Annotated in this window: 16 protein-coding genes; 7 read left to right on the forward strand and 9 right to left on the reverse strand. The window is 44.0% G+C overall.

What is annotated here, in order from left to right; genetic code table 11:
* Positions 1–50: 50 nt before the first annotated feature.
* Positions 51–1433 (reverse strand): MATE family efflux transporter, encoded by a 1383-nt coding sequence (locus AB4185_RS13595; RefSeq protein ID WP_372135545.1) that lies wholly within the window; start codon positions 1431–1433, stop codon positions 51–53.
* Positions 1434–1829: 396 nt separating this feature from the next.
* Between AB4185_RS13595 and AB4185_RS13600 the strand changes: the two genes are divergently transcribed.
* Together AB4185_RS13600 and AB4185_RS13605 are read left to right on the forward strand one after the other, a co-directional pair.
* The gene (locus tag AB4185_RS13600) at positions 1830–2402 is read left to right on the forward strand and encodes a hypothetical protein (RefSeq protein ID WP_048608448.1); all 573 of its coding nucleotides are present in this window, start codon (positions 1830–1832) and stop codon (positions 2400–2402) included.
* 108 nt (positions 2403–2510) lie between these two features.
* Entirely contained in the window at positions 2511–3383 is an 873-nt protein-coding gene (locus AB4185_RS13605) for a hypothetical protein (RefSeq protein ID WP_371721395.1), read from the forward strand.
* 91 nt (positions 3384–3474) lie between these two features.
* On the opposite strand, the gene AB4185_RS13610 is transcribed toward AB4185_RS13605, so the two are convergent.
* The 4 genes from AB4185_RS13610 to AB4185_RS13625 all read right to left on the reverse strand — a co-directional run bounded on the left by AB4185_RS13610 (position 3475) and on the right by AB4185_RS13625 (position 8421).
* Entirely contained in the window at positions 3475–3612 is a 138-nt protein-coding gene (locus tag AB4185_RS13610; RefSeq protein ID WP_155410747.1) for a hypothetical protein, read from the reverse strand.
* 114 nt (positions 3613–3726) lie between these two features.
* A complete protein-coding gene (gene gcvP, locus AB4185_RS13615) occupies positions 3727–6606 on the reverse strand; it encodes an aminomethyl-transferring glycine dehydrogenase (RefSeq protein ID WP_372135546.1) in 2880 nt (959 codons plus the stop codon).
* A gap of 90 nt (positions 6607–6696) precedes the next feature.
* Entirely contained in the window at positions 6697–7077 is a 381-nt protein-coding gene (gcvH, locus tag AB4185_RS13620; protein ID WP_017067508.1) for a glycine cleavage system protein GcvH, read from the reverse strand.
* A gap of 51 nt (positions 7078–7128) precedes the next feature.
* The gene (locus AB4185_RS13625; protein WP_008216961.1) at positions 7129–8421 is read right to left on the reverse strand and encodes a serine hydroxymethyltransferase; all 1293 of its coding nucleotides are present in this window, start codon (positions 8419–8421) and stop codon (positions 7129–7131) included.
* 440 nt (positions 8422–8861) lie between these two features.
* Here AB4185_RS13625 and AB4185_RS13630 point away from each other — a divergent pair, with 440 nt between their 5' ends.
* From AB4185_RS13630 to AB4185_RS13640, 3 genes are all read left to right on the forward strand, one after another.
* Complete coding sequence (locus AB4185_RS13630; protein WP_017059847.1) at positions 8862–9485, forward strand: helix-turn-helix domain-containing protein; 624 nt, start codon at positions 8862–8864, stop codon at positions 9483–9485.
* A gap of 447 nt (positions 9486–9932) precedes the next feature.
* Positions 9933–11066, forward strand: a complete 1134-nt coding sequence (gcvT, locus tag AB4185_RS13635) for a glycine cleavage system aminomethyltransferase GcvT (RefSeq protein ID WP_372135547.1) — start codon at positions 9933–9935, stop codon at positions 11064–11066.
* Positions 11067–11344: 278 nt separating this feature from the next.
* Positions 11345–12415, forward strand: a complete 1071-nt coding sequence (locus tag AB4185_RS13640) for a trypsin-like serine protease (RefSeq protein ID WP_017064650.1) — start codon at positions 11345–11347, stop codon at positions 12413–12415.
* Between the two features lie 91 nt (positions 12416–12506).
* On the opposite strand, the gene AB4185_RS13645 is transcribed toward AB4185_RS13640, so the two are convergent.
* Positions 12507–12833, reverse strand: coding sequence for a hypothetical protein (locus tag AB4185_RS13645; protein WP_371721399.1), 327 nt, complete (start codon positions 12831–12833; stop codon positions 12507–12509).
* A 199-nt stretch (positions 12834–13032) separates the two neighbouring features.
* Here AB4185_RS13645 and AB4185_RS13650 point away from each other — a divergent pair, with 199 nt between their 5' ends.
* Complete coding sequence (locus AB4185_RS13650) at positions 13033–13350, forward strand: helix-turn-helix transcriptional regulator (RefSeq protein ID WP_372135548.1); 318 nt, start codon at positions 13033–13035, stop codon at positions 13348–13350.
* A gap of 93 nt (positions 13351–13443) precedes the next feature.
* On the opposite strand, the gene arfB is transcribed toward AB4185_RS13650, so the two are convergent.
* Positions 13444–13854, reverse strand: a complete 411-nt coding sequence (gene arfB, locus AB4185_RS13655) for an alternative ribosome rescue aminoacyl-tRNA hydrolase ArfB (protein WP_017059842.1) — start codon at positions 13852–13854, stop codon at positions 13444–13446.
* A gap of 87 nt (positions 13855–13941) precedes the next feature.
* Here arfB and AB4185_RS13660 point away from each other — a divergent pair, with 87 nt between their 5' ends.
* Positions 13942–14547, forward strand: a complete 606-nt coding sequence (locus tag AB4185_RS13660; protein WP_102331909.1) for a beta-phosphoglucomutase family hydrolase — start codon at positions 13942–13944, stop codon at positions 14545–14547.
* Positions 14548–14610: 63 nt separating this feature from the next.
* On the opposite strand, the gene AB4185_RS13665 is transcribed toward AB4185_RS13660, so the two are convergent.
* Entirely contained in the window at positions 14611–16515 is a 1905-nt protein-coding gene (locus AB4185_RS13665) for a GGDEF domain-containing protein (RefSeq protein ID WP_372135549.1), read from the reverse strand.
* Between the two features lie 237 nt (positions 16516–16752).
* Complete coding sequence (locus AB4185_RS13670) at positions 16753–18501, reverse strand: formate--tetrahydrofolate ligase (RefSeq protein ID WP_372135550.1); 1749 nt, start codon at positions 18499–18501, stop codon at positions 16753–16755.
* Between the last annotated feature and the right edge of the window lie 199 nt (positions 18502–18700).

Here is an 18700-nt window from a genome sequence, read left to right on the forward strand (position 1 = left end):
ATTGCCGAGTAGCAATAACGCGCTTTTTTGTATTAGCTTATAGGTCTATCTTAGTTTAACAATGGAGTACTTGCTGGTGGCAAGTCACGCTTCTTAATTACGTATCGCAAGCGAAGCAACATAAACGCAGCTGATACGCTTAATCCCGTCAGAATACCAATCCAGAAGCCTTCTTCACCCATTGCAGGCACAATGTGGTCTGTTAGGCCCAATACCATGCCCAGTGGTAATGCTAAGCCCCAGTATGAAGCGATAGCTAAGATCATTGGTATCTTAGTATCTTTATAGCCACGCAGTGCGCCGTTAGCAGACGTTTGCAATGCATCACTGAATTGGTACATAGCAGTAAAGGTCAACAATACCGCTGCCGTTGCGCTTATCGCAGGGTCAGTGGTGTAAAGCCTAATGATCCACTCTGGGAATAGCAGGAACATCGCAACCGAAAGCAATGAAATCAATGCTGCAACCAAGATACCGACTTTGCTACGTTCAATCGCGCCTAGTTCGTCCTTTTCGCCAAGAGCGTGTCCAACACGAATCGTAATACCAAATGAAATACTCATAGGAATCACGTAAGTTAGGCTGGAAATGTTAAGTGCAATTTGAGCTGCTGCTACGTTCTCAGCACCAATACGACCAATCATCAGTGCGATAACCGCAAAGATACTGCCACACACTGCAATGTTCATCCCGATAGGTAAACCTAACCTTAAAAGATGAAGCATCTCTTTTGCTTTTGGCTTAGCGTCTGCAAAGCTGATGATGGTTTTGTAATGATGATGGCCTTTAATGTAGGAATACAGCATTCCCGACATTAGCCAATACACTAAGCTCGTTGCCCAGCCACAGCCAACAGCACCCATTTCAGGGAAACCAAACTTACCGTAGATAAGCACGTAGTTGACCGGAATGTTAATCAGCAAACCAATTACCGAAATGATCATCGGCACTTTGGTGTTGTTCATACCTTCACAGAAGCCGTTCAAGGTGTAGAACAGGGCAATACCCGGAACACCAAAGGCTAGGGCAAACGCATAGTCACTGCCGATAGGGATGATTTCAGCGGCAACACCAATCCATTCTAGGATCGGTTTCGCACTCACTAAGTAAGCGATAAGCAGCACACTCGCGATTAATGCCAACCAAACCATCTGGAAGAATTCAACAGAGATACTTTGAAAGTCACGTGCGCCACGGTGGTAAGCGACAACAGGCGTTAACGCCATAATCACGCCACGTAGTAGCAGTAATACAGGAATCCAAAGGCTGGTGCCGAGCGCAATAGCGGCAAGATCGGCAGGACTTACTTGGCCAGCCATTGTCGTATCGACAAATCCCATCGCTTGGGTAGCTATTTGAGTCAAAATGATTGGAATCGAAAGATGCATAAGCGCACCCGATTCACGAGTAAAAGGACGAAGTTTCGTTAGCATGGAAGTTCACAACACCAATATAAATACACGAATGATGGCAGGATGGCCGGTGTGCATTTTAGGATGTGCCCCGTTGGGCGGGCGACAATATAAACACCTTACCGTATAGGGTCAAGCATTGGATTTATAGAGTTTAACTTGCTTTGATATTCGGATAGGTTCTGAAGGTCAAAACACAGCGCCAACGCACGTAAGTTAATGATTTATTGGGAATCATACTCGACCGATAAATTCTATATTTACCACGCTAATCACTAAGCTAGCGGTATAAATGATTGTTATGGAAAGACAAAGGCTAGTACAATTGGTGGCATAAGGAACTAGATGGAAAGATTCTGTTAAATGCAGCATTTTTCGGTCTAATAGCTGTTATGTTTTTAAAGTAGGAGTGTAAATTTGGACTTTGGTATTCTTAATAGCGTTGTAACGCTACTTGTAGGCAGTGTTGCATTAGTTATCTATTGGTTAAACAAGAAAAATGAAAAAGCCAGTGCCGCGACTATTGTTGTGATGGATATACGGCATGCTGAGTCGGTAGTTCAGTCAATTCTCGAGAGAAATCAGATAGATATTACAACGAAAGATGTTCTTTCGGAGAATAACTGGTCTAAATATAAACACTTGTTCGCAAATGATTTCTCTCAAGATGATTTTGCGGCATTTAATAGGTTCTTTGAATCTTGTGTGGAAATGTCAGATGCCCGCATGAGATTACGAGAGGTCTTTTACACAAGCATCAACGCCAAAGCACAAGTTTTACAAGAAAGAATACATAGCATTGAGAACTTGTCTTCCCCAGAAGGTCAGCAGTTAGCTGAGCAAATTCACCATGATGTAAATAACGGTCACCGAGTATTTGACCCTAATGAGCCTAAAGACCGAATAATGCGTAACTTACAAATGATGGGGCGATTATCCAATACTTCATCCTTTGACAAGCTTAAAAAATATAGTGGCTCTAAAACATAACAAGTCGTTAAAGTGCGACCATCAACGTATGGCATTTTCGCTTCGCTGATTGTAGTGCCAAATCGTATAGCACCAAGCTTAATGTTAGGATAATAAGGAGAAGTTGAGTTGATATTCGGAGAAATTGAGTCATTTTTATCTTTAGTTGAAAGGGTAATCAAGCCTTTCAAAAAGAGTGACAAAACACTTCAGGAATTCTTATCTACTCGTCTAGTTAGTATTTTTGAAGCTCATGGAGTTCATAGAAATCAAATTCCTAATATTATCGGGCATGGTTTAACACTCCATGATGTTAGTAGTGACGAATATCTTCTTGAAAAGCTAAATAACGAAGTTCTGGCTTCTACTTGTAAGCTATTCGGTATAAACCGAGATTGGTTAGACGGATCATCAAAAGAGGTATACCCGACTTATAACTTTTATAAAGACCCGCAGAAGTTTAGTGATTTTCTTTCTGGACTAATAGCAGAATGCGGAAGTGAGAATCTTGAAGGAGTGTTACTGACAGTTGATAAAATTGACAGAGGAATAGAATCAGTCCTCATTCTTCAAGAGACTCTAGGTCATATCAATAATAAGCCTTACTTCCGTTATTATATCTGTAGTGGGTGGGTATTTTCTTACTGGAAGTCACGAGGCTATATAGCTGCAAGTATTGCGATGTGCTGGAAAAATCAAGTATATGTCAGAGGGCTATATCTAGATACGTCAACGGTCAGTTGTTATGCTAGTGGTGAATGTTTATTAGACTTTGGCCAAGACGGCATCCATTTTCCTTATGGTGTTCGATGGTACCCAGAAGATTTGGTTGAACAACCAGATGTGTACCTGAAAAACGTAGACCCAGAAGAAAATAAGTTTGGCTTAGATGCTGCATTATCTTTATGGTTTCAGTTAAAGAATCAAGGCTTCCTCGATACCGGTTACCCTGACGGCACAGTTATTAAAAAGTTTAGCGAAGCCCGTGAAAAATTAACTTAACAAACGACTTTAGCGCCAACAGCAACTTGGCGCTATCTACCCTTTGCATACCATCATCTCTTAGCTTCAAATCTGGCCGCGTGTAAACCTCCTATTGCCACAACGCCAGCAGAAAAACAAAAAGACCAATCCCAAGCGTGACTTTTAAAAGCAAGCCAAGAGGGGCTCCACCTTTTGGTGCTTTGTTGCAACATCCCATAATTGTTTCCTCATTCATCGTTGGATTCATTTCACCTTAAACCTTTCCCTTACGGTAAGGTCAATGCATTTGTTGACGTTGAATTTCAGACAACAAAAAAGCGAACCAAGTGGTTCGCTTTTGTTTATCTAAAATCTACAAAAATTAGTCTTCGTAGTTATCGATGCTTGGGCAAGAACAGATTAGGTTACGGTCGCCGTATACGTTGTCTACACGGTTAACTGTTGGCCAGTACTTCGAGTTCTTCGTTGCTTTCGATGGGAAGCAAGCCAGTTCGCGAGAGTAAGGGCGATCCCATTCTGCGCCTGAAAGGTCAACTTGTGTGTGCGGTGCGTTCACTAGAGGGTTGTTATCTAGTGGCCATTCACCCGCTTTCACTGCTGCCATTTCGTGACGGATTGCGATCATCGCTTCACAGAAACGGTCTAGCTCTTCTAAATCTTCTGACTCAGTTGGCTCAACCATTAGTGTGCCAGCTACTGGGAAAGACATAGTAGGCGCGTGGAAACCGAAGTCCATTAGACGCTTAGCAATATCTTCTTCGCTGATGCCTGTGTCTTCTTTAAGCGGACGAATATCGATAATACATTCGTGAGCTACGCGGCCGTTAGTGCCACGGTAAAGAACAGGGTAGTGAGGACGTAGTTTCTCCATCACGTAGTTCGCGTTTAGAATCGCAACTTTAGTCGCGTCCGTAAGGCCAGGTTCGCCCATCATTGCGATGTAAGCCCAAGAGATAGGTAGGATTGAAGCACTACCTAAATCTGCTGCTGATACCGCGTAGTCAGAACCTTGGACACCGTTTTCGATGTGACCCGGTAGGAAAGGTGCTAGGTGCGATTTAACACCGATAGGACCCATACCCGGACCGCCACCACCGTGTGGAATACAGAATGTTTTGTGTAGGTTCAAGTGAGATACGTCTGAACCGATGAAGCCAGGTGAAGTTAGACCTACTTGAGCGTTCATGTTCGCGCCGTCTAGGTAAACCTGACCACCCGCTGCGTGAACTTGTTCACACACTTCTTTCACTTGCTCTTCGTATACGCCGTGCGTAGAAGGGTAAGTGATCATGATGCTTGATAGGTTTTCTTTGTGCTTCTCGATTTTCGCTGCTAGGTCTGTCATGTCGATGTTGCCATCTTCATCACACTTAACAACCACTACCTTCATTGAAACCATTGATGCTGTAGCAGGGTTAGTACCATGCGCAGAGCTTGGAATCAGACAAACGTTACGGTGAGCTTCACCGCGGCTTGCATGGTAACGTTGAATTGCGATTAGACCTGCGTATTCGCCAGATGCACCAGAGTTAGGCTGTAGTGAGAAATCGTCGTAACCAGTGATTTCACATAGCTTCTCTTTAAGATCTTTTGCTAGTGCCGTGTAACCAGCAGCTTGCTCTAGAGGTGCGAATGGGTGAATTGAACCAAACTCAGGCCATGTTACTGGAATCATCTCAGCAGCAGCGTTCAGCTTCATCGTACAGCTGCCCAGTGGGATCATGCCGTGCGTTAGTGAGAAGTCTTTGTTCTCAAGCTGTTTTAGGTAACGCATCATTTGCGTTTCGCTGTGGTGCGTGTTGAACACTGGGTGAGTTAGGAACTCTGATTCACGACGACAGTTTTCTGGAATTGCCGCAAACTCATTTGATGCAATGTCAGAAGATAGCGCTTGAACGTCTTCTTTTACGTCGAAGATAGCGAATAGGGCATTCACGTCGTCGACTGTGGTTGTTTCATCTAAGCTGATACCGATCTTACCTTTAAGAAGGCGCAAGTTGATGTTTGCTGCTTGTGCTTTCGCGTACAGTGCATCTGTCTTCTCTTCAGAGTTGATTGTGATGGTATCGAAGAAGCTGTTGTTTGTTAGCTCGTAACCCGCTTTAGTCAGGCCAGCCGCTAGGATAGCTGTCATGTGGTGTGTACGACGAGCGATAGTACGTAGGCCTTCTGCACCGTGGTAAACCGCGTAGAAAGACGCCATGTTTGCTAGAAGTGCTTGAGCTGTACAGATGTTCGATGTCGCTTTCTCGCGGCGGATGTGTTGCTCACGAGTTTGCATTGCCATACGTAGCGCTTGGTTACCGTGAGTATCGATAGAAACACCGATTACACGACCTGGCATTGTACGCTTATGCTTTTCACGAGTACCCATGAATGCAGCGTGTGGACCGCCGTACCCCATAGGAACGCCGAAACGTTGTGCTGAACCGATTACTACGTCTGCGCCCATTTCGCCAGCTGGCTTGAGTAGAGCTGAAGCAAGTAGGTCTGTAGCTACTGTTACCAGTGTTTTGTTTGCTTGAGCTTTCGCAATGATGTCTGTTAGGTCACGAACTTCGCCCGTTGTACCAGGGTATTGAACTAATGCACCAAATACGTCTTGCTCTGGAAGTGTTTCAAGAGCGCCAACCATTACTTCAAAACCGATGTACTCAGCACGAGTTTTAACAACTTCTAGTGTTTGAGGGTGAACATCGTCAGCAACGAAGAATACTTTGCTCTTGCTTTTACCAGCACGCTTACACAGTGTCATTGCTTCGCCAGCCGCTGTCGCTTCGTCAAGAAGAGACGCGTTCGCGATTTCCATACCTGTAAGGTCCATTACCATTTGTTGGTAATTCAGTAGAGCTTCAAGACGACCTTGAGAAATCTCTGGTTGGTATGGTGTGTAAGCTGTGTACCAGCCTGGGTTCTCTAAAACGTTACGTAGAATAACGTTTGGAGTGAATGTGTTGTAGTAGCCTTGGCCAATGAAAGTACGTTTCACTTGGTTTAGGTTAGCGATCTCTTTTAGAGAGGTCAGCATGTCCATTTCGCTCAGTGGCGCAGCAAGTGTCATTGGTTTTTCAAGACGGATTTGTGCAGGAACCGTTTCGTCGATCAGTGCGTCTAGGCTAGTCGCGTTGATCGCTTCAAGCATTTTTTGCTGGTCTGCTTTATTTGGGCCGTTATGACGAGCAACAAACTCGTTTTGTGTACCCAAGTCTTTCAGTAATTGGCTTTGAAGTAATTCAGTCATGATATCGTTCTACTTTCTCTCTGGAGCCGTGAGCTAGCCCCTAAAATTAAGCTGCTCACAAGAGCAGCTTTATCGTAATGAGGTTACCTATTAGTCTTCTTCGATAGAGCTTAGGTATTCTTCCGCATCTTTAAGGTTGTTTAGTTCAGACGCATCAGACATCTTCACTTTAACAATCCAACCACCTTCATAAGGTTCTTCGTTGATTAGCTCTGGGCTATCTTCTAGTTCTTCGTTGATTTCTACGATTTCACCAGAGATTGGCGCGTAGATATCAGAAGCAGCTTTAACTGACTCAACTAGAGAGAAGCTTTCGCCAGCTTCAATTTCGTCTTCAGTGTCAGGCAGGTCAACAAACACAACGTCACCTAGCATCTCTTGAGCGTGCTCAGAGATACCGATAGTTACAGTACCGTCACCGTTGTCTTTTACCCACTCGTGGCTGTCTGCAAACTTAAGTGTATTGTCCATTGCTTATTCTCCAAAAATTTATGAGGTTTTAATTTAAATCTTAAAAACGGATTAACGGTAAAGAGGGAAGCGTTTGCAAAGCTCTTTAACTTGCTTGCGAACACGTTGCTCAACTTCAGCGTTGCCTTCAGGGCTTTCAACTAAGCCATCAAGAACATCACCGATCCATTCACCGATAAGTTTGAATTCTTCAGTGCCAAAACCACGACTGGTTCCAGCTGGCGTACCTAAACGAATACCCGAAGTAATCATAGGCTTCTCTGAGTCGAATGGTATGCCATTTTTGTTACATGTGATCCCAGCACGCTCTAATGCTTCTTCAGTTACGTTACCTTTCAAGCCCTTAGGACGAAGGTCAACCAGCATTAGGTGCGTGTCCGTTCCGCCAGTCACAATGTCACAACCGCGAGTTTGCAACACTTCAGCAAGAACTTTTGCGTTATCGATCACTGAATTAATATAAGTATTAAATTCTGGGCCAAGTGCTTCGCCAAATGCGACAGCTTTAGCCGCAATTACGTGCATTAGTGGGCCGCCTTGTAGGCCTGGGAATACTGCAGAGTTGATCTTTTTATTGATGTCTTCGTGGTTGGTCAGAATCATACCGCCGCGTGGGCCACGAAGTGTTTTGTGTGTCGTTGTCGTTACAACGTGCGCGTGTGGCAGTGGGCTAGGGTGTGCACCTGTCGCGATAAGACCTGCGATGTGTGCCATATCTACCATTAGGATAGCGCCAACTTCGTCAGCGATTTCGCGGAATTTAGCGAAGTCGATAACGCGTGGGATAGCACTACCACCTGCAATAATCATTTTAGGTTGGCATTCGATAGCGAGAGCGCGTACCGCTTCGTAATCGATTTCAAGAGTGTCGCGGTCTACGCCGTATTGAACTGCGTTGAACCATTTGCCTGAAAGCGCAGGGCGTGCACCGTGCGTAAGGTGACCACCAGCGTCAAGAGACATACCTAGGATAGTGTCGCCAGGTTGAAGTAGGGCAAGTTTAACTGCGCCGTTCGCTTGAGCACCTGAGTGAGGTTGTACGTTCGCGTATTCACACTTGAATAGCTGTTTAGCACGTTCAATCGCGATAGCTTCTACTGTATCTACGTGCTCACAACCACCGTAGTAACGACGACCTGGGTAGCCTTCTGCGTATTTGTTGGTAAGGCAAGTGCCTTGAGCTTGCATTACTGCTTTAGAAACGATGTTCTCAGAAGCAATAAGTTCGATTTGTTCGTTTTGACGAGTGTTCTCTGCTTGGATTCCAGCAAATACTGCGTCGTCAGTCGCAGATAGGTTCGTAGAGAAAAAACTGTCTAAGCTATGGTTTTGATAAGCGTTCATTGTCGAGACCTTTCATTAAGCTAATGGTGATTGTTTTTATAGTCCATTAGGTCTTACGTTGATTTCTGCATCGGTATCGTTTGCGTTATATAGGTGTATAAATAGTGCGTTGCTTCTTATTTATACGACCATAGCGTCAAAGCGATCGTTGTAGGGTCAATGCAGCACGAATTGGTTCCCAAAAATTTCGGGTAAAAAACAGCTCTTACAAATGTTAAATCTATCACTTGCTGCAAGCTGAAGTAGCATCTCTTCATCTAACAAGTCGATAACATAGCTCCGATAAAATCAATTTTCAACAAAAATTTCCAATAGGAAACAGTTTTTCTCGTTTTGCTACAGGGAGCACGCTTTATTTTCCTGTGTGCTCTTTAATCAACAAAGCGCTTCATGCAACAATGAAATCAATAGACAGGAAGTAAGAAATAAATGAGGGACCTATGTCAGAAGACATTTATGATGAGTACCCATCTTTAACGTTGGCTAAAGAGACGTTAGATCAGAATATCGAACCACTTAGGCTCGGCCAGCGTATTAAAGATATCCGCAGCAAGCTGGGCATTACGTTAGAAGAGGCGAGCCAACGCACTGGTTTGGCACGTTCAACGCTGAGTAAAATTGAGAACGAACAAATCTCACCGACGTTCCAAGCGATGCAGAAATTGGCTATGGGTTTGCAAATCGATATGCCGCAACTCTTTGAGCCACCAAGAAAAAAAGTTGCCACAGGACGTCGTGACTTAACTAAAGCAGGCCAGGGTAAACCTCACCCAACTCCGACTTACGAGCATGAACTGCTGGCGACAGAACTTTCGAATAAGAAGATGATGCCGTTCAAGAGCCGAGTGAGAGCACGCACATTTGAAGAGTATAACGATTGGGTTCGCCACGATGGTGAAGAGTTCTTGATGGTGATCTCTGGTGATGTGATGTTCTACTCAGAATTCTATGAGCCGGTACCCATGAGCGAAGGTGACAGCATGTATTACGACGCCAACATGGGGCATATGTTGATTTCTACTAGTACAGAAGATGCACTGATTTTGTGGGTGACTGCAAAATAAGTTAACAAAGTTAGAATTTCTTATAGTGAATGCAAACGGTTGCTTTTGTTTCTAACTTTTGCCAAAAGACGCGATATTGGTGTGAAAAGCATCAATATCGCGTTTTTGTATGCGATTGAAAATTGTTTTTAAATTGTTAAATGTCACATTTTGAGCTGTTTTAATCTTGTTAAGGGTGTAAAACTGACTCAGGCTTGTTTACTATAGTGAACACGGTTTACTCATGTTGATTGAAGTTTACTGAAGTGAATTCTTAGAAAGTGAGTCGTATAGCTTTTATACAGAAGCCTCTTTTTATATCGCTAGTAATAAAAGCCTATATAGAAGACATCACTTTTTACTATCTACTGTTTCTAACGTTAACCCATATCGTTAGAGGCGACTCTAAATAGAGATATAAGCAGCAGATTCGATTTGGAAAGCCTGCAACGCTTCATGGAGAATAAAATGACTCAAGAACAAGCTAATCAAGACCTACTAAAAACACCTCTGCATGCGCTTCACGTTGAAGTCGGTGCAAAAATGGTTCCTTTTGCTGGCTACGACATGCCAGTTCAGTATCCACTAGGTGTAAAGAAAGAGCACTTACACACTCGTGACGCTGCTGGTCTTTTTGATGTTTCTCACATGGGGCAACTGCGTCTACACGGTGAAAACGCAGCCGCTGTTTTAGAATCTCTGGTTCCAGTAGATATTATCGACCTGCCTTCTGGTAAGCAGCGCTACGCGTTCTTTACTAATGAGCAGGGCGGCATCATGGATGATCTTATGGTTGCTAACCTTGGCGATCACCTATTTGTTGTTGTGAACGCGGCGTGTAAAACACAAGATATCGACCACCTAACGGCTCACCTTCCTGCAGATGTAGAAATGGAAGTGATTGATGACCGCGCTCTATTAGCACTTCAAGGCCCGAAAGCGTCTGAAGTTCTGGCTCGTTTCCAACCAAGCGTTGCAGACATGCTGTTCATGGATGTTCAAAAAGTCGATATCGACGGCGTAGAGTGCATCGTGAGCCGCAGTGGTTACACAGGTGAAGATGGCTATGAAATCTCAGTACCGAACGATCACGCTGAAGCACTTGCTCGTAAACTAACATCAGAAGCAGAAGTAGAGTGGATTGGCCTTGGTGCTCGTGACTCACTTCGTCTTGAGTGTGGTCTATGTCTGTACGGTCACGATCTAGATACAACAACAACGCCGGTAGAAGCTAGCCTTTTATGGGGTATCCAAAAAGTGCGTCGTACTGACGGTGAACGTGCAGGCGGTTTCCCTGGCGCTGATATCATCCTTGAGCAAATCGCGACTAAAGACGTTCAACGCAAGCGTGTTGGTCTTGTTGGTCAGACTAAAGCACCAGTACGTGAAGGCGCTGAGCTGTTCGATGCTGAAGACAACAAGATTGGCGTTGTAACAAGTGGTACTGCGGGTCCTAACGCGGGCAAGCCTGTTTCTATGGCTTACGTTCGTACTGACCTAGCGGTTATTGGCACTGAAGTATTCGCTGAAGTTCGTGGCAAGAAGCTACCAATGACAGTAGAAAAAATGCCATTCGTACCTCAGCGTTACTATCGTGGCTAATCTCTTTTAAGAGAAACCACTAAGCTAAATGAAAGCCTATTGTTTGCTTCTCTTTATTGGGAAGCCTAACGGTAGGCTTTTTTATTTTGGTAGCGTATGTCTTTGGTAACGTATTGCTTTTAACGTTACCCACTAACAACGGTTACTTAAAATTAGTTTATAAAATGAGATATGTGGCGATATCGTTACAAATACTTACTATAATCACGATTGTGACGTGTTATGGTGACGATTCATCATTTTTGTAAATAAGTAGTAGGGGTTACAAGGAGTTAACTATGAACGTAAACCATACAATGAGTCCGGTTCGTAAAGCCGTTTTAGGGCTTTTAGCGCCATTAATTTACACATCAAGTGTTATGGCAACGGAAAACACGGACGAAAGTACTCCTGATGTGGGTGTAACACCCTATATTGTGAATGGTAGCGACGCTTCAGTCACGGAATTTCCTTCGATGGCAAGCTTGTTCATTGATCGTATTGATTATGACGGTGTTTATTCAACAGGCCCTTACTGTGGTGCAACAATTTTAGATCCAACGCATATTCTAACCGCAGCGCATTGTATATACGGTAATGAAGAAGGGCAGTTGTTTACTGTTGTCGTCCCTCAAATTGAAGATACTTCTCAGTTTCCCAACGGTAACATCCAAAAAGCTCGTGTATCTGAGGTTTACTATCGCAGCGATTATTCAAATGCGTTGAGCGACCTATTACGCAATGACGTTGCAATACTTAAGTTAGAAAGCGCACTGAATATCGACTCAATCAATGATGTTGTAAAGCGTCCTAGTTCGGATGGTTATCGCAGTTCTTCTGAGGCGTTTACCGCTGTGGGCCATGGTGATACACGCACTGGTTTCGACGGAACCACTTTGCTACAAAAAGCAAACCTCAATTATGTAGACAATGCGACTTGTAAAACGGTATTTGCTGCTGGCAATGAGTTAACAGAGAATCAAATTTGTTTCGTTGGAGATGTGGCTACTTCTGGCTTGTACGGTGGCACTTGTCAAGGTGACTCTGGAGGTCCTGTCTACTGGAAGGATGGTTCGGTTTACAGACAAGTAGGGATTACCAGCTTTGGTCCTGAAACGTGTGGTGGCAGCTCAAGAGTAACTTCGGTATTCACTGAAATCTATGACTACAGAGATTGGATTACAGATGTAACTGGTGGTGTGATAGATAGTTCTGAAACCGTTCAAATTTCAGCAACAGAAGCTAAGCGAACGGCTTATGTGAATGCACGGACTTCATCTGGTTCAGGCGGCAGTGGAGGCAGTTTGTCGTTTGGCGTGCTAGGCGCGTTGATGTTACTCGGTAGGTTTAGAAGAGCGATGTCTTGTTAGATACCCACGTCTTCATGTTAGCTAAACAAACGGCCAGTCATTCAACTATGACTGGCCGTTTTTGTTTTGTTTGTTTAAGCCGTTCAGAGGATTAGGCACAGAATTCAGTAGACGCTTTTCTACTGTACCTTTCGACAATCACATCCATCTCTTTAACTGCGTCGTTGATGCTTTGAATACCGCCTTGTGCGACACCTTTTTCATTTTGGTTCAGAGCAGAAAAGGCCTGCTTCAATTCTTTCTCTTCCAACATACTTCCGTGCAGCAGCACTTCTTTGTAAGTGAGTAGCCTATGCTGCACTGCAATAATTTCGGAGCGGGCATTGTCCGTTTCTAATGCGTGCTTAATGCAAGGAAATGCCAATTTATAACGATTCGCAATTTCCAATATGACGTCTTTCTTATTCGCAATTTGCAATTTTTCTAATTTCCCAACACTTGAATACTCAAGTTACCTAGCCGTACGTTCACAACTGATATCAGTGTGAAGGTTTATGAAACGTAACAGTTTTATCAAGCGAATAATATGCCTTTGATGGCTTATGTAAACCATCACAAGTCAATATGGTCTGCTTCTTGCGGAATTTAGGACATAACTGTCTTTTGAGGATGAGCTTATGTCACAAGAACCCATAATATTGGCGCTGATTGAGCGTAGGAAACAAGCCAACTTGTCTCAAGAAAAGTTAGCCTCGAGTGCAGGAATGAGCTTAAAAACCTATCAAAGGATTGAACGCGGAGAGGCGGACATCAAGGTGTCTCAGTATCGTTCAATCACTAGAACCTTAAAAGTGACGGATTTGGATGTGGTGCTTGATATTGTTGGCGCATCACAAGTAACAGCGGAAGATGTAGCTGCGGTCAGTCGTCTGCTGACCAGCGAAGAGCGCCTGTTGTTGATCAAGCTGATTTTGTCGGTCAAAAAGAAGCAGTAGTCTTTCTTTCAAATAAACAGCGTAATAGATCGATTCGTTAGTCAAATTGACAGATACTTCTAGGGTAATGTGTTCTCTGAGGGCATGAAGCCATCAGCTCACTCTTCCACGCAGCTGTTTGGTGGTGCTTCTTTGTTTTTTGCTTTCTAAACGTCTTTTCTGAGAGCCACGCGTCGGCTTAGTTGCTCGTCTTACTTTTTGAACCTTTGTCGCTTCCAAGATCAATTCTTTCAAGCGCACTAAAGCATCATCTCGGTTTTGTTCCTGAGTTCTATACTGTTGCGCTTTAATGATAATCACACCGTCTTTGGTGATGCGGCTATCTTTGTGTGCGAGGAGCTTTTCTTTATAGAAGTCAGGTAGGGTAGAGTGTTTGATATCAAAACGTAAATGTATCGCGCTCGATACTTTATTGACGTTCTGACCGCCGGCTCCTTGTGCTCTGATCGCTGTTAACTGAAGTTCCCAGTCTTGAATCGAAACAGAATTAGATATTTGTAACATAAACATCCATTTTGAACGGTAATATGGCGCCATGATACTGAATATTGGTTATGGTATCAGTAACTTTATTAAAGAGTGGTAGTAGTGATGAAAATAGATTTAACGGCATATGAAGGATTAATCTTTGATATGGACGGTACGTTGATCGATACAATGCCTGCACATGTAAAGGCGTGGCAGCAAACGGCTGAAGAGTTTGGTTTTCATTTTGAAGCGTCTTGGCTACATAGTTTAGGTGGCATGCCGAGTTATAAGATAGCCGGTGAGGTGAACAGCAAATACGGTTTATCGCTCGACCCACAAGCGGTTTCTACGTTTAAAATGGCGTCGTTTGCGGCTATTGAAGACAAAGGAGACGTTATCCCTTGTACTCACTCTCTGTTGTTAGAGCATCTGGGTAACAAGAAGATTGCAGTAGGAACGGGCAGTCAACGTAAAAGTGCCGAACAGTTGTTGGACAAAACAGATATTTTGAGCAAGCTGGATATCCTAGTGACAGCAACAGATGTGAAGAATCACAAACCAAATCCGGATACCTTCTTAGATGCGTGTTTTGGTATGGGATTACAGCCAAAGCAGTGTGTTGTGTTTGAAGATACGAACTTAGGTAAGCAGGCTGCTCATGCTGCGAACATGGATTGTATTCTGGTGGTAGAAGGGAAAAAGTTAGAGTTCTATCCAGCACCAAGCTGATTGAAAGGATTGGGTTGTTAAACCGCTAAACTGATAGCCTAGCGGAACAATACTGATTTTCTGTTAGGCGATTTCGCTCATTTCGCTGTCTAGGAACAGGCACACACTGTTTCGACCTGCTGCTTTGGCTTCATAAAGTGCTAAATCGGCGCACTTGTAGTTAAGAGCAGGGTCGTTGGTCAGGTTGGTAATTCCACCACTGACCGTCACCACGTTATCGAGCTCAATACTGACTGCGATTCTCAATCTGTTAAGTACATACTCAGCTTCTTCTGTTGTGGTATGAGGCAGAATAACGCCAAACTCTTCGCCACCAATACGAGCCACAAAATCAGTTTCTCGGCACTCTCGTTGTAATACTTGAGCAACGGTTTGAATGACGCGATCTCCATAATCGTGACCAAATCTGTCGTTGATGCGTTTGAAGTGGTCTATGTCCAAAATCGCTAAACAAGACTGTTCGCGAGTAGGGTAACGATTAACACGAGAGCACTCATCTCGCAGCTCAAGATCGAATTTACGGCGGTTCCAACACCCAGCTAAGGCATCTTTTTCACTCAGGTTTCTCAGTTTGTTTTCTAGCTCTTTGTGTTTACTTATATCCACAAATGAAGCGACATAAAACTGAATCACGTCTTTCGAGTCTTTAATGGTTTGGATTCGCAATATTTCCGTGATCAAAGATCCGTCTTTACGGCGATTGACCACTTCGCCTTCCCATACCCCAGTCTTAGTGATTATGCTCCACATCTTGATGTAGAACTCTTCGTTGTAGCGACCAGAGGCAAACATGGATGGTTGGCGGCCTTTTACGTCTTCTAACTCGTAGCCACTAACACGGGTGAATTCTTGGTTTACCTTGATGATACGGTTGTTTCTGTCGGTAATCACTAAGGCAGACATACCATTCATCGCGGCTTTAGCCAGTTGACTATCGATACTGTTCTTCTTGTGGTTACTGTTCCACAATACAAAGCCAGCGGAGATCATCGAAATCAAGAAAGACAAGGTGATGATCTGAACGACAATCGCTTGTTTTTCTTGTCGGTATTGACTGCTGAAATGCTGATTCTCAATGTGAAGAACCATGTAAATAGGGCCTGCAAACTGCTTTATCTTTGGGCTGATGTCCGAGTGGAAATACCAGTTCTTACCATCGAAATAGCTAGACGAAGAGTTGTCTTGAATGTCTTTCCAAAGCTCTGGGTATAGCTTTGCGTATGTCTTGTCTGAACGTGATTCAATCACATGCCCAAATGATTCAGCTGGGTCAGGGCCCATGATGACATGACCAGTTTTGTTTAGAATGACCGGGACTGCATCTGAGTCTCCAATTTGGTAATGAAGGCGGTTGTAAATCTCTAGCATGTTTAGATTTGCAATGAAGTAACCAATAATTCGATTCCCTTCAGCGACTGGCGTCATAATGCGAAGCGCCGGCGTTAACGGGTGGATGATTTCTCCATTTTCCATTTCTAGGTCAATGCCTCTGGATCTGACATCGCCAATCTCTAATTTCTGAAGCATCTGGTAGTAATCTCGAGAAGATTTGTTCTGCAGTTCGTTCTCGGGGACGACAGTGGCTCGACCGTCTTTGTAGTTAACGCGGAACACTTCGTTGCCGGCTAGATCGAGATAACGAAGCTGGGAATAGTATTTTTGGCCACGAGCTAACATCACCCAAAGATCTTGCAGGGTTTCTTTATGGATAATAGAAGGTTCTCGAATCGCTCGGAGTAGTGTTTGAGAGTCGGCGATTGACGGAACAGAGTTAGAGATTTGCTCAACAATAACAGCGAGTTCATGAAAGCTGTATTCGATCTGGTTCTGGCTGGACTGTTGGATATTTAGCGTGTGCTGAGCTTCAACCCTGTCAAATTCAGAGTTAATGTAGAGGGCAGGGACTAGTCCTAGGGCAAAGATGGTACATAGAAATTGGCTGACTAGTTTTTTTATACTTGTATTCATCACTGTCCTCAAAGAATCAGCGCAATACTATATATATTATAGGGTTTTTAATGTGATCTTGACCCAGAAGTTAAGACAAGATTCGCATATAACTACGATTTAAGTGCAACTTTTTGCATTTAAGCTTGATTGTTGAGCAATCACTTCGTTAGTAAATGATTGCTCAATATAGAACACTGCTCCGAAACCTAAGCTAAATTAATCGCGACTAATTGCCGATTATCTAACTAAGGGCAGCTAGCTTAGGCCGACGATATTTCCATTACTATCAATATCTAACGACATGAACGCCGGTTTGTCAGGCAAGCCTGGCATGGTCATTACATTGCCGCACAACGCGTAAATAAAGCCAGCACCAGCACACAATTTTAGTTCTCTAACAGGCACGTCAAATTGGGTTGGTGCACCTTTTACGTGTGCTTCTGTCGAGATCGATAGTGGTGTTTTTGCCAAACAAACTGATAGGTCGCTATAGCCATGCAGTTTGAATTCAGCCAGTTGTTTTTTAGCCAGTGGAGATACCGAAATACTTGCCGCGCCATAACCAACTTCAGCAACTGCCATCAGCTTTTCTTCTAGGCTTTGCTCTGAGTGATACAAAGGCTTAAATTCACTCTGTTTTTGGCAAGCTTTGACTACAGCGTGAGCCAGTTGAGTCGCGCCTTCGCCACCTTGACCAAATGCTTCGCTTACTTCAACGTTAACGCTTGAGTCGAAGTCGGTGATCATCTGTTTCAATGCATCGAGCTCTTGAGCTGAGTCTTGTGGGAATCGGTTAATCGCAACAACTGTAGGCACTTGGTATTGCTTAACGTTGTTGATGTGCCATTTTAGGTTCTCAAAGCCTGCAATTAGCGCGTCTTGGTCATCATTAAAAATTGAATCTGGTAATGGAGTGCCGGGTCTCAAATCGTATAAACCAGAGTTGGCCTTTAATCCACGTAATGTTGCAACAACCACAGCGCAATCGGGCTTTTTGTTCGACGCTTTTGCTTTTATGTTGCACGCTTTTTCAAAGCCCATATCTGAGCCGAAACCACCTTCGGTCACGACAAAGTCACTCAGTTTTAACGCTATCTTATCGGCAATAATTGAAGAGTTACCATGTGCGATGTTCGCGAAAGGCCCGGCGTGAATTAGGGTAGGAACGCCTTCAAGGGTTTGCATCAATGTTGGTTCAATAGAATCCTTCATGGTTACGGTCATTGCGCCTGCAACGTTGAAGTCATCTGCGGTCAACGGCAAGCCTTGTTTGTTGTAGGCAAGTACCACTCGTCCGATGCGCTTTCTCAAATCTTGAAGGTCATTGGCTAGAGCAAGAATGGCCATTAGCTCTGAAGCAGCTGAGATATCAAATCCATCTTCTCGCTCAAAGCCGTTAATTGTTTTGTCTGCTTCGTTCTTGCCAACCGTGATCATGCGTAGTGCGCGATCATTGTGGTCAAGTACACGTCGCCAAACGATTCTGCTTGGGTCAATATCCAAGGCTTTTAAGCCAGAACGCGCTTCAAACGCCTCTAAGCCTTCCCGTTGTTCATGATACAAACGTGCATCAATGGCGGCAGAGGCGAGGTTGTGAGCGGCCGTAACAGCATGAATATCGCCCGTCAGGTGCAGGTTTAATTGTTCCATAGGGGCAACTTGAGAGTAACCACCACCCGCAGCGCCACCTTTTACACCAAATACCGGACCCATTGAAGGCTGGCGAATGCAGGCCATTGCAGATTGGTTAATCTCTGCGAGGCCTTGTGCTAATCCGATAGTAGTGACGGTTTTGCCTTCACCAAGAGGTGTCGGTGTGATCGCCGTGACTACGACTAATTTACCATCTTGTTGGTTGGCGAGGCGTTCAAGTGACGTGAGAGACACTTTAGATTTGAATTGCCCTAATGGCTGATGTTCGTTGTGGTGCAGGCCAGCTTGCTTGGCAACCTCACTGATGTTTTTAAGGGGAGTAGAGCGACAAATATCAATATCAGACAGCATATTTGATCCTTATATCAGAACCGAAAGGCGGTACGTAAACGTTTGCGTGGCGATAGTACTGTATAAATTTGCCAAGTAAAGGCAAACCACACGAATTATGTGCTGGAAGATAACAGATCTAAAGAGTCATTGCGCGAGATCAAATCTTAAACGAGCAAAATATTCGTTCTGATTACCTTCAGTTGCAATTATATTGGCG

It is taken from the genome of Vibrio sp. 10N.286.48.F5 (genome assembly GCF_041469785.1).
Classification (GTDB): domain Bacteria; phylum Pseudomonadota; class Gammaproteobacteria; order Enterobacterales; family Vibrionaceae; genus Vibrio; species Vibrio crassostreae_C.

Excerpts from the sequence above, each read along its gene's own strand:
- arfB (WP_017059842.1), bottom strand. The coding sequence starts at position 13,854 with ATGTTACAAATATCTAATTCTGTTTCGATTCAAGACTGGGAACTTCAG.
- AB4185_RS13625 (WP_008216961.1), bottom strand. The coding sequence starts at position 8,421 with ATGAACGCTTATCAAAACCATAGCTTAGACAGTTTTTTCTCTACGAAC.
- AB4185_RS13670 (WP_372135550.1), bottom strand. The coding sequence starts at position 18,501 with ATGCTGTCTGATATTGATATTTGTCGCTCTACTCCCCTTAAAAACATC.
- AB4185_RS13665 (WP_372135549.1), bottom strand. The coding sequence starts at position 16,515 with ATGAATACAAGTATAAAAAAACTAGTCAGCCAATTTCTATGTACCATC.
- gcvP (WP_372135546.1), bottom strand. The coding sequence starts at position 6,606 with ATGACTGAATTACTTCAAAGCCAATTACTGAAAGACTTGGGTACACAA.
- AB4185_RS13595 (WP_372135545.1), bottom strand. The coding sequence starts at position 1,433 with ATGCTAACGAAACTTCGTCCTTTTACTCGTGAATCGGGTGCGCTTATG.
- AB4185_RS13660 (WP_102331909.1), top strand. The coding sequence starts at position 13,942 with ATGAAAATAGATTTAACGGCATATGAAGGATTAATCTTTGATATGGAC.
- gcvT (WP_372135547.1), top strand. The coding sequence starts at position 9,933 with ATGACTCAAGAACAAGCTAATCAAGACCTACTAAAAACACCTCTGCAT.
- AB4185_RS13630 (WP_017059847.1), top strand. The coding sequence starts at position 8,862 with ATGTCAGAAGACATTTATGATGAGTACCCATCTTTAACGTTGGCTAAA.
- AB4185_RS13650 (WP_372135548.1), top strand. The coding sequence starts at position 13,033 with ATGTCACAAGAACCCATAATATTGGCGCTGATTGAGCGTAGGAAACAA.
- gcvH (WP_017067508.1), bottom strand. The coding sequence starts at position 7,077 with ATGGACAATACACTTAAGTTTGCAGACAGCCACGAGTGGGTAAAAGAC.
- AB4185_RS13610 (WP_155410747.1), bottom strand. The coding sequence starts at position 3,612 with ATGAATCCAACGATGAATGAGGAAACAATTATGGGATGTTGCAACAAA.
- AB4185_RS13640 (WP_017064650.1), top strand. The coding sequence starts at position 11,345 with ATGAACGTAAACCATACAATGAGTCCGGTTCGTAAAGCCGTTTTAGGG.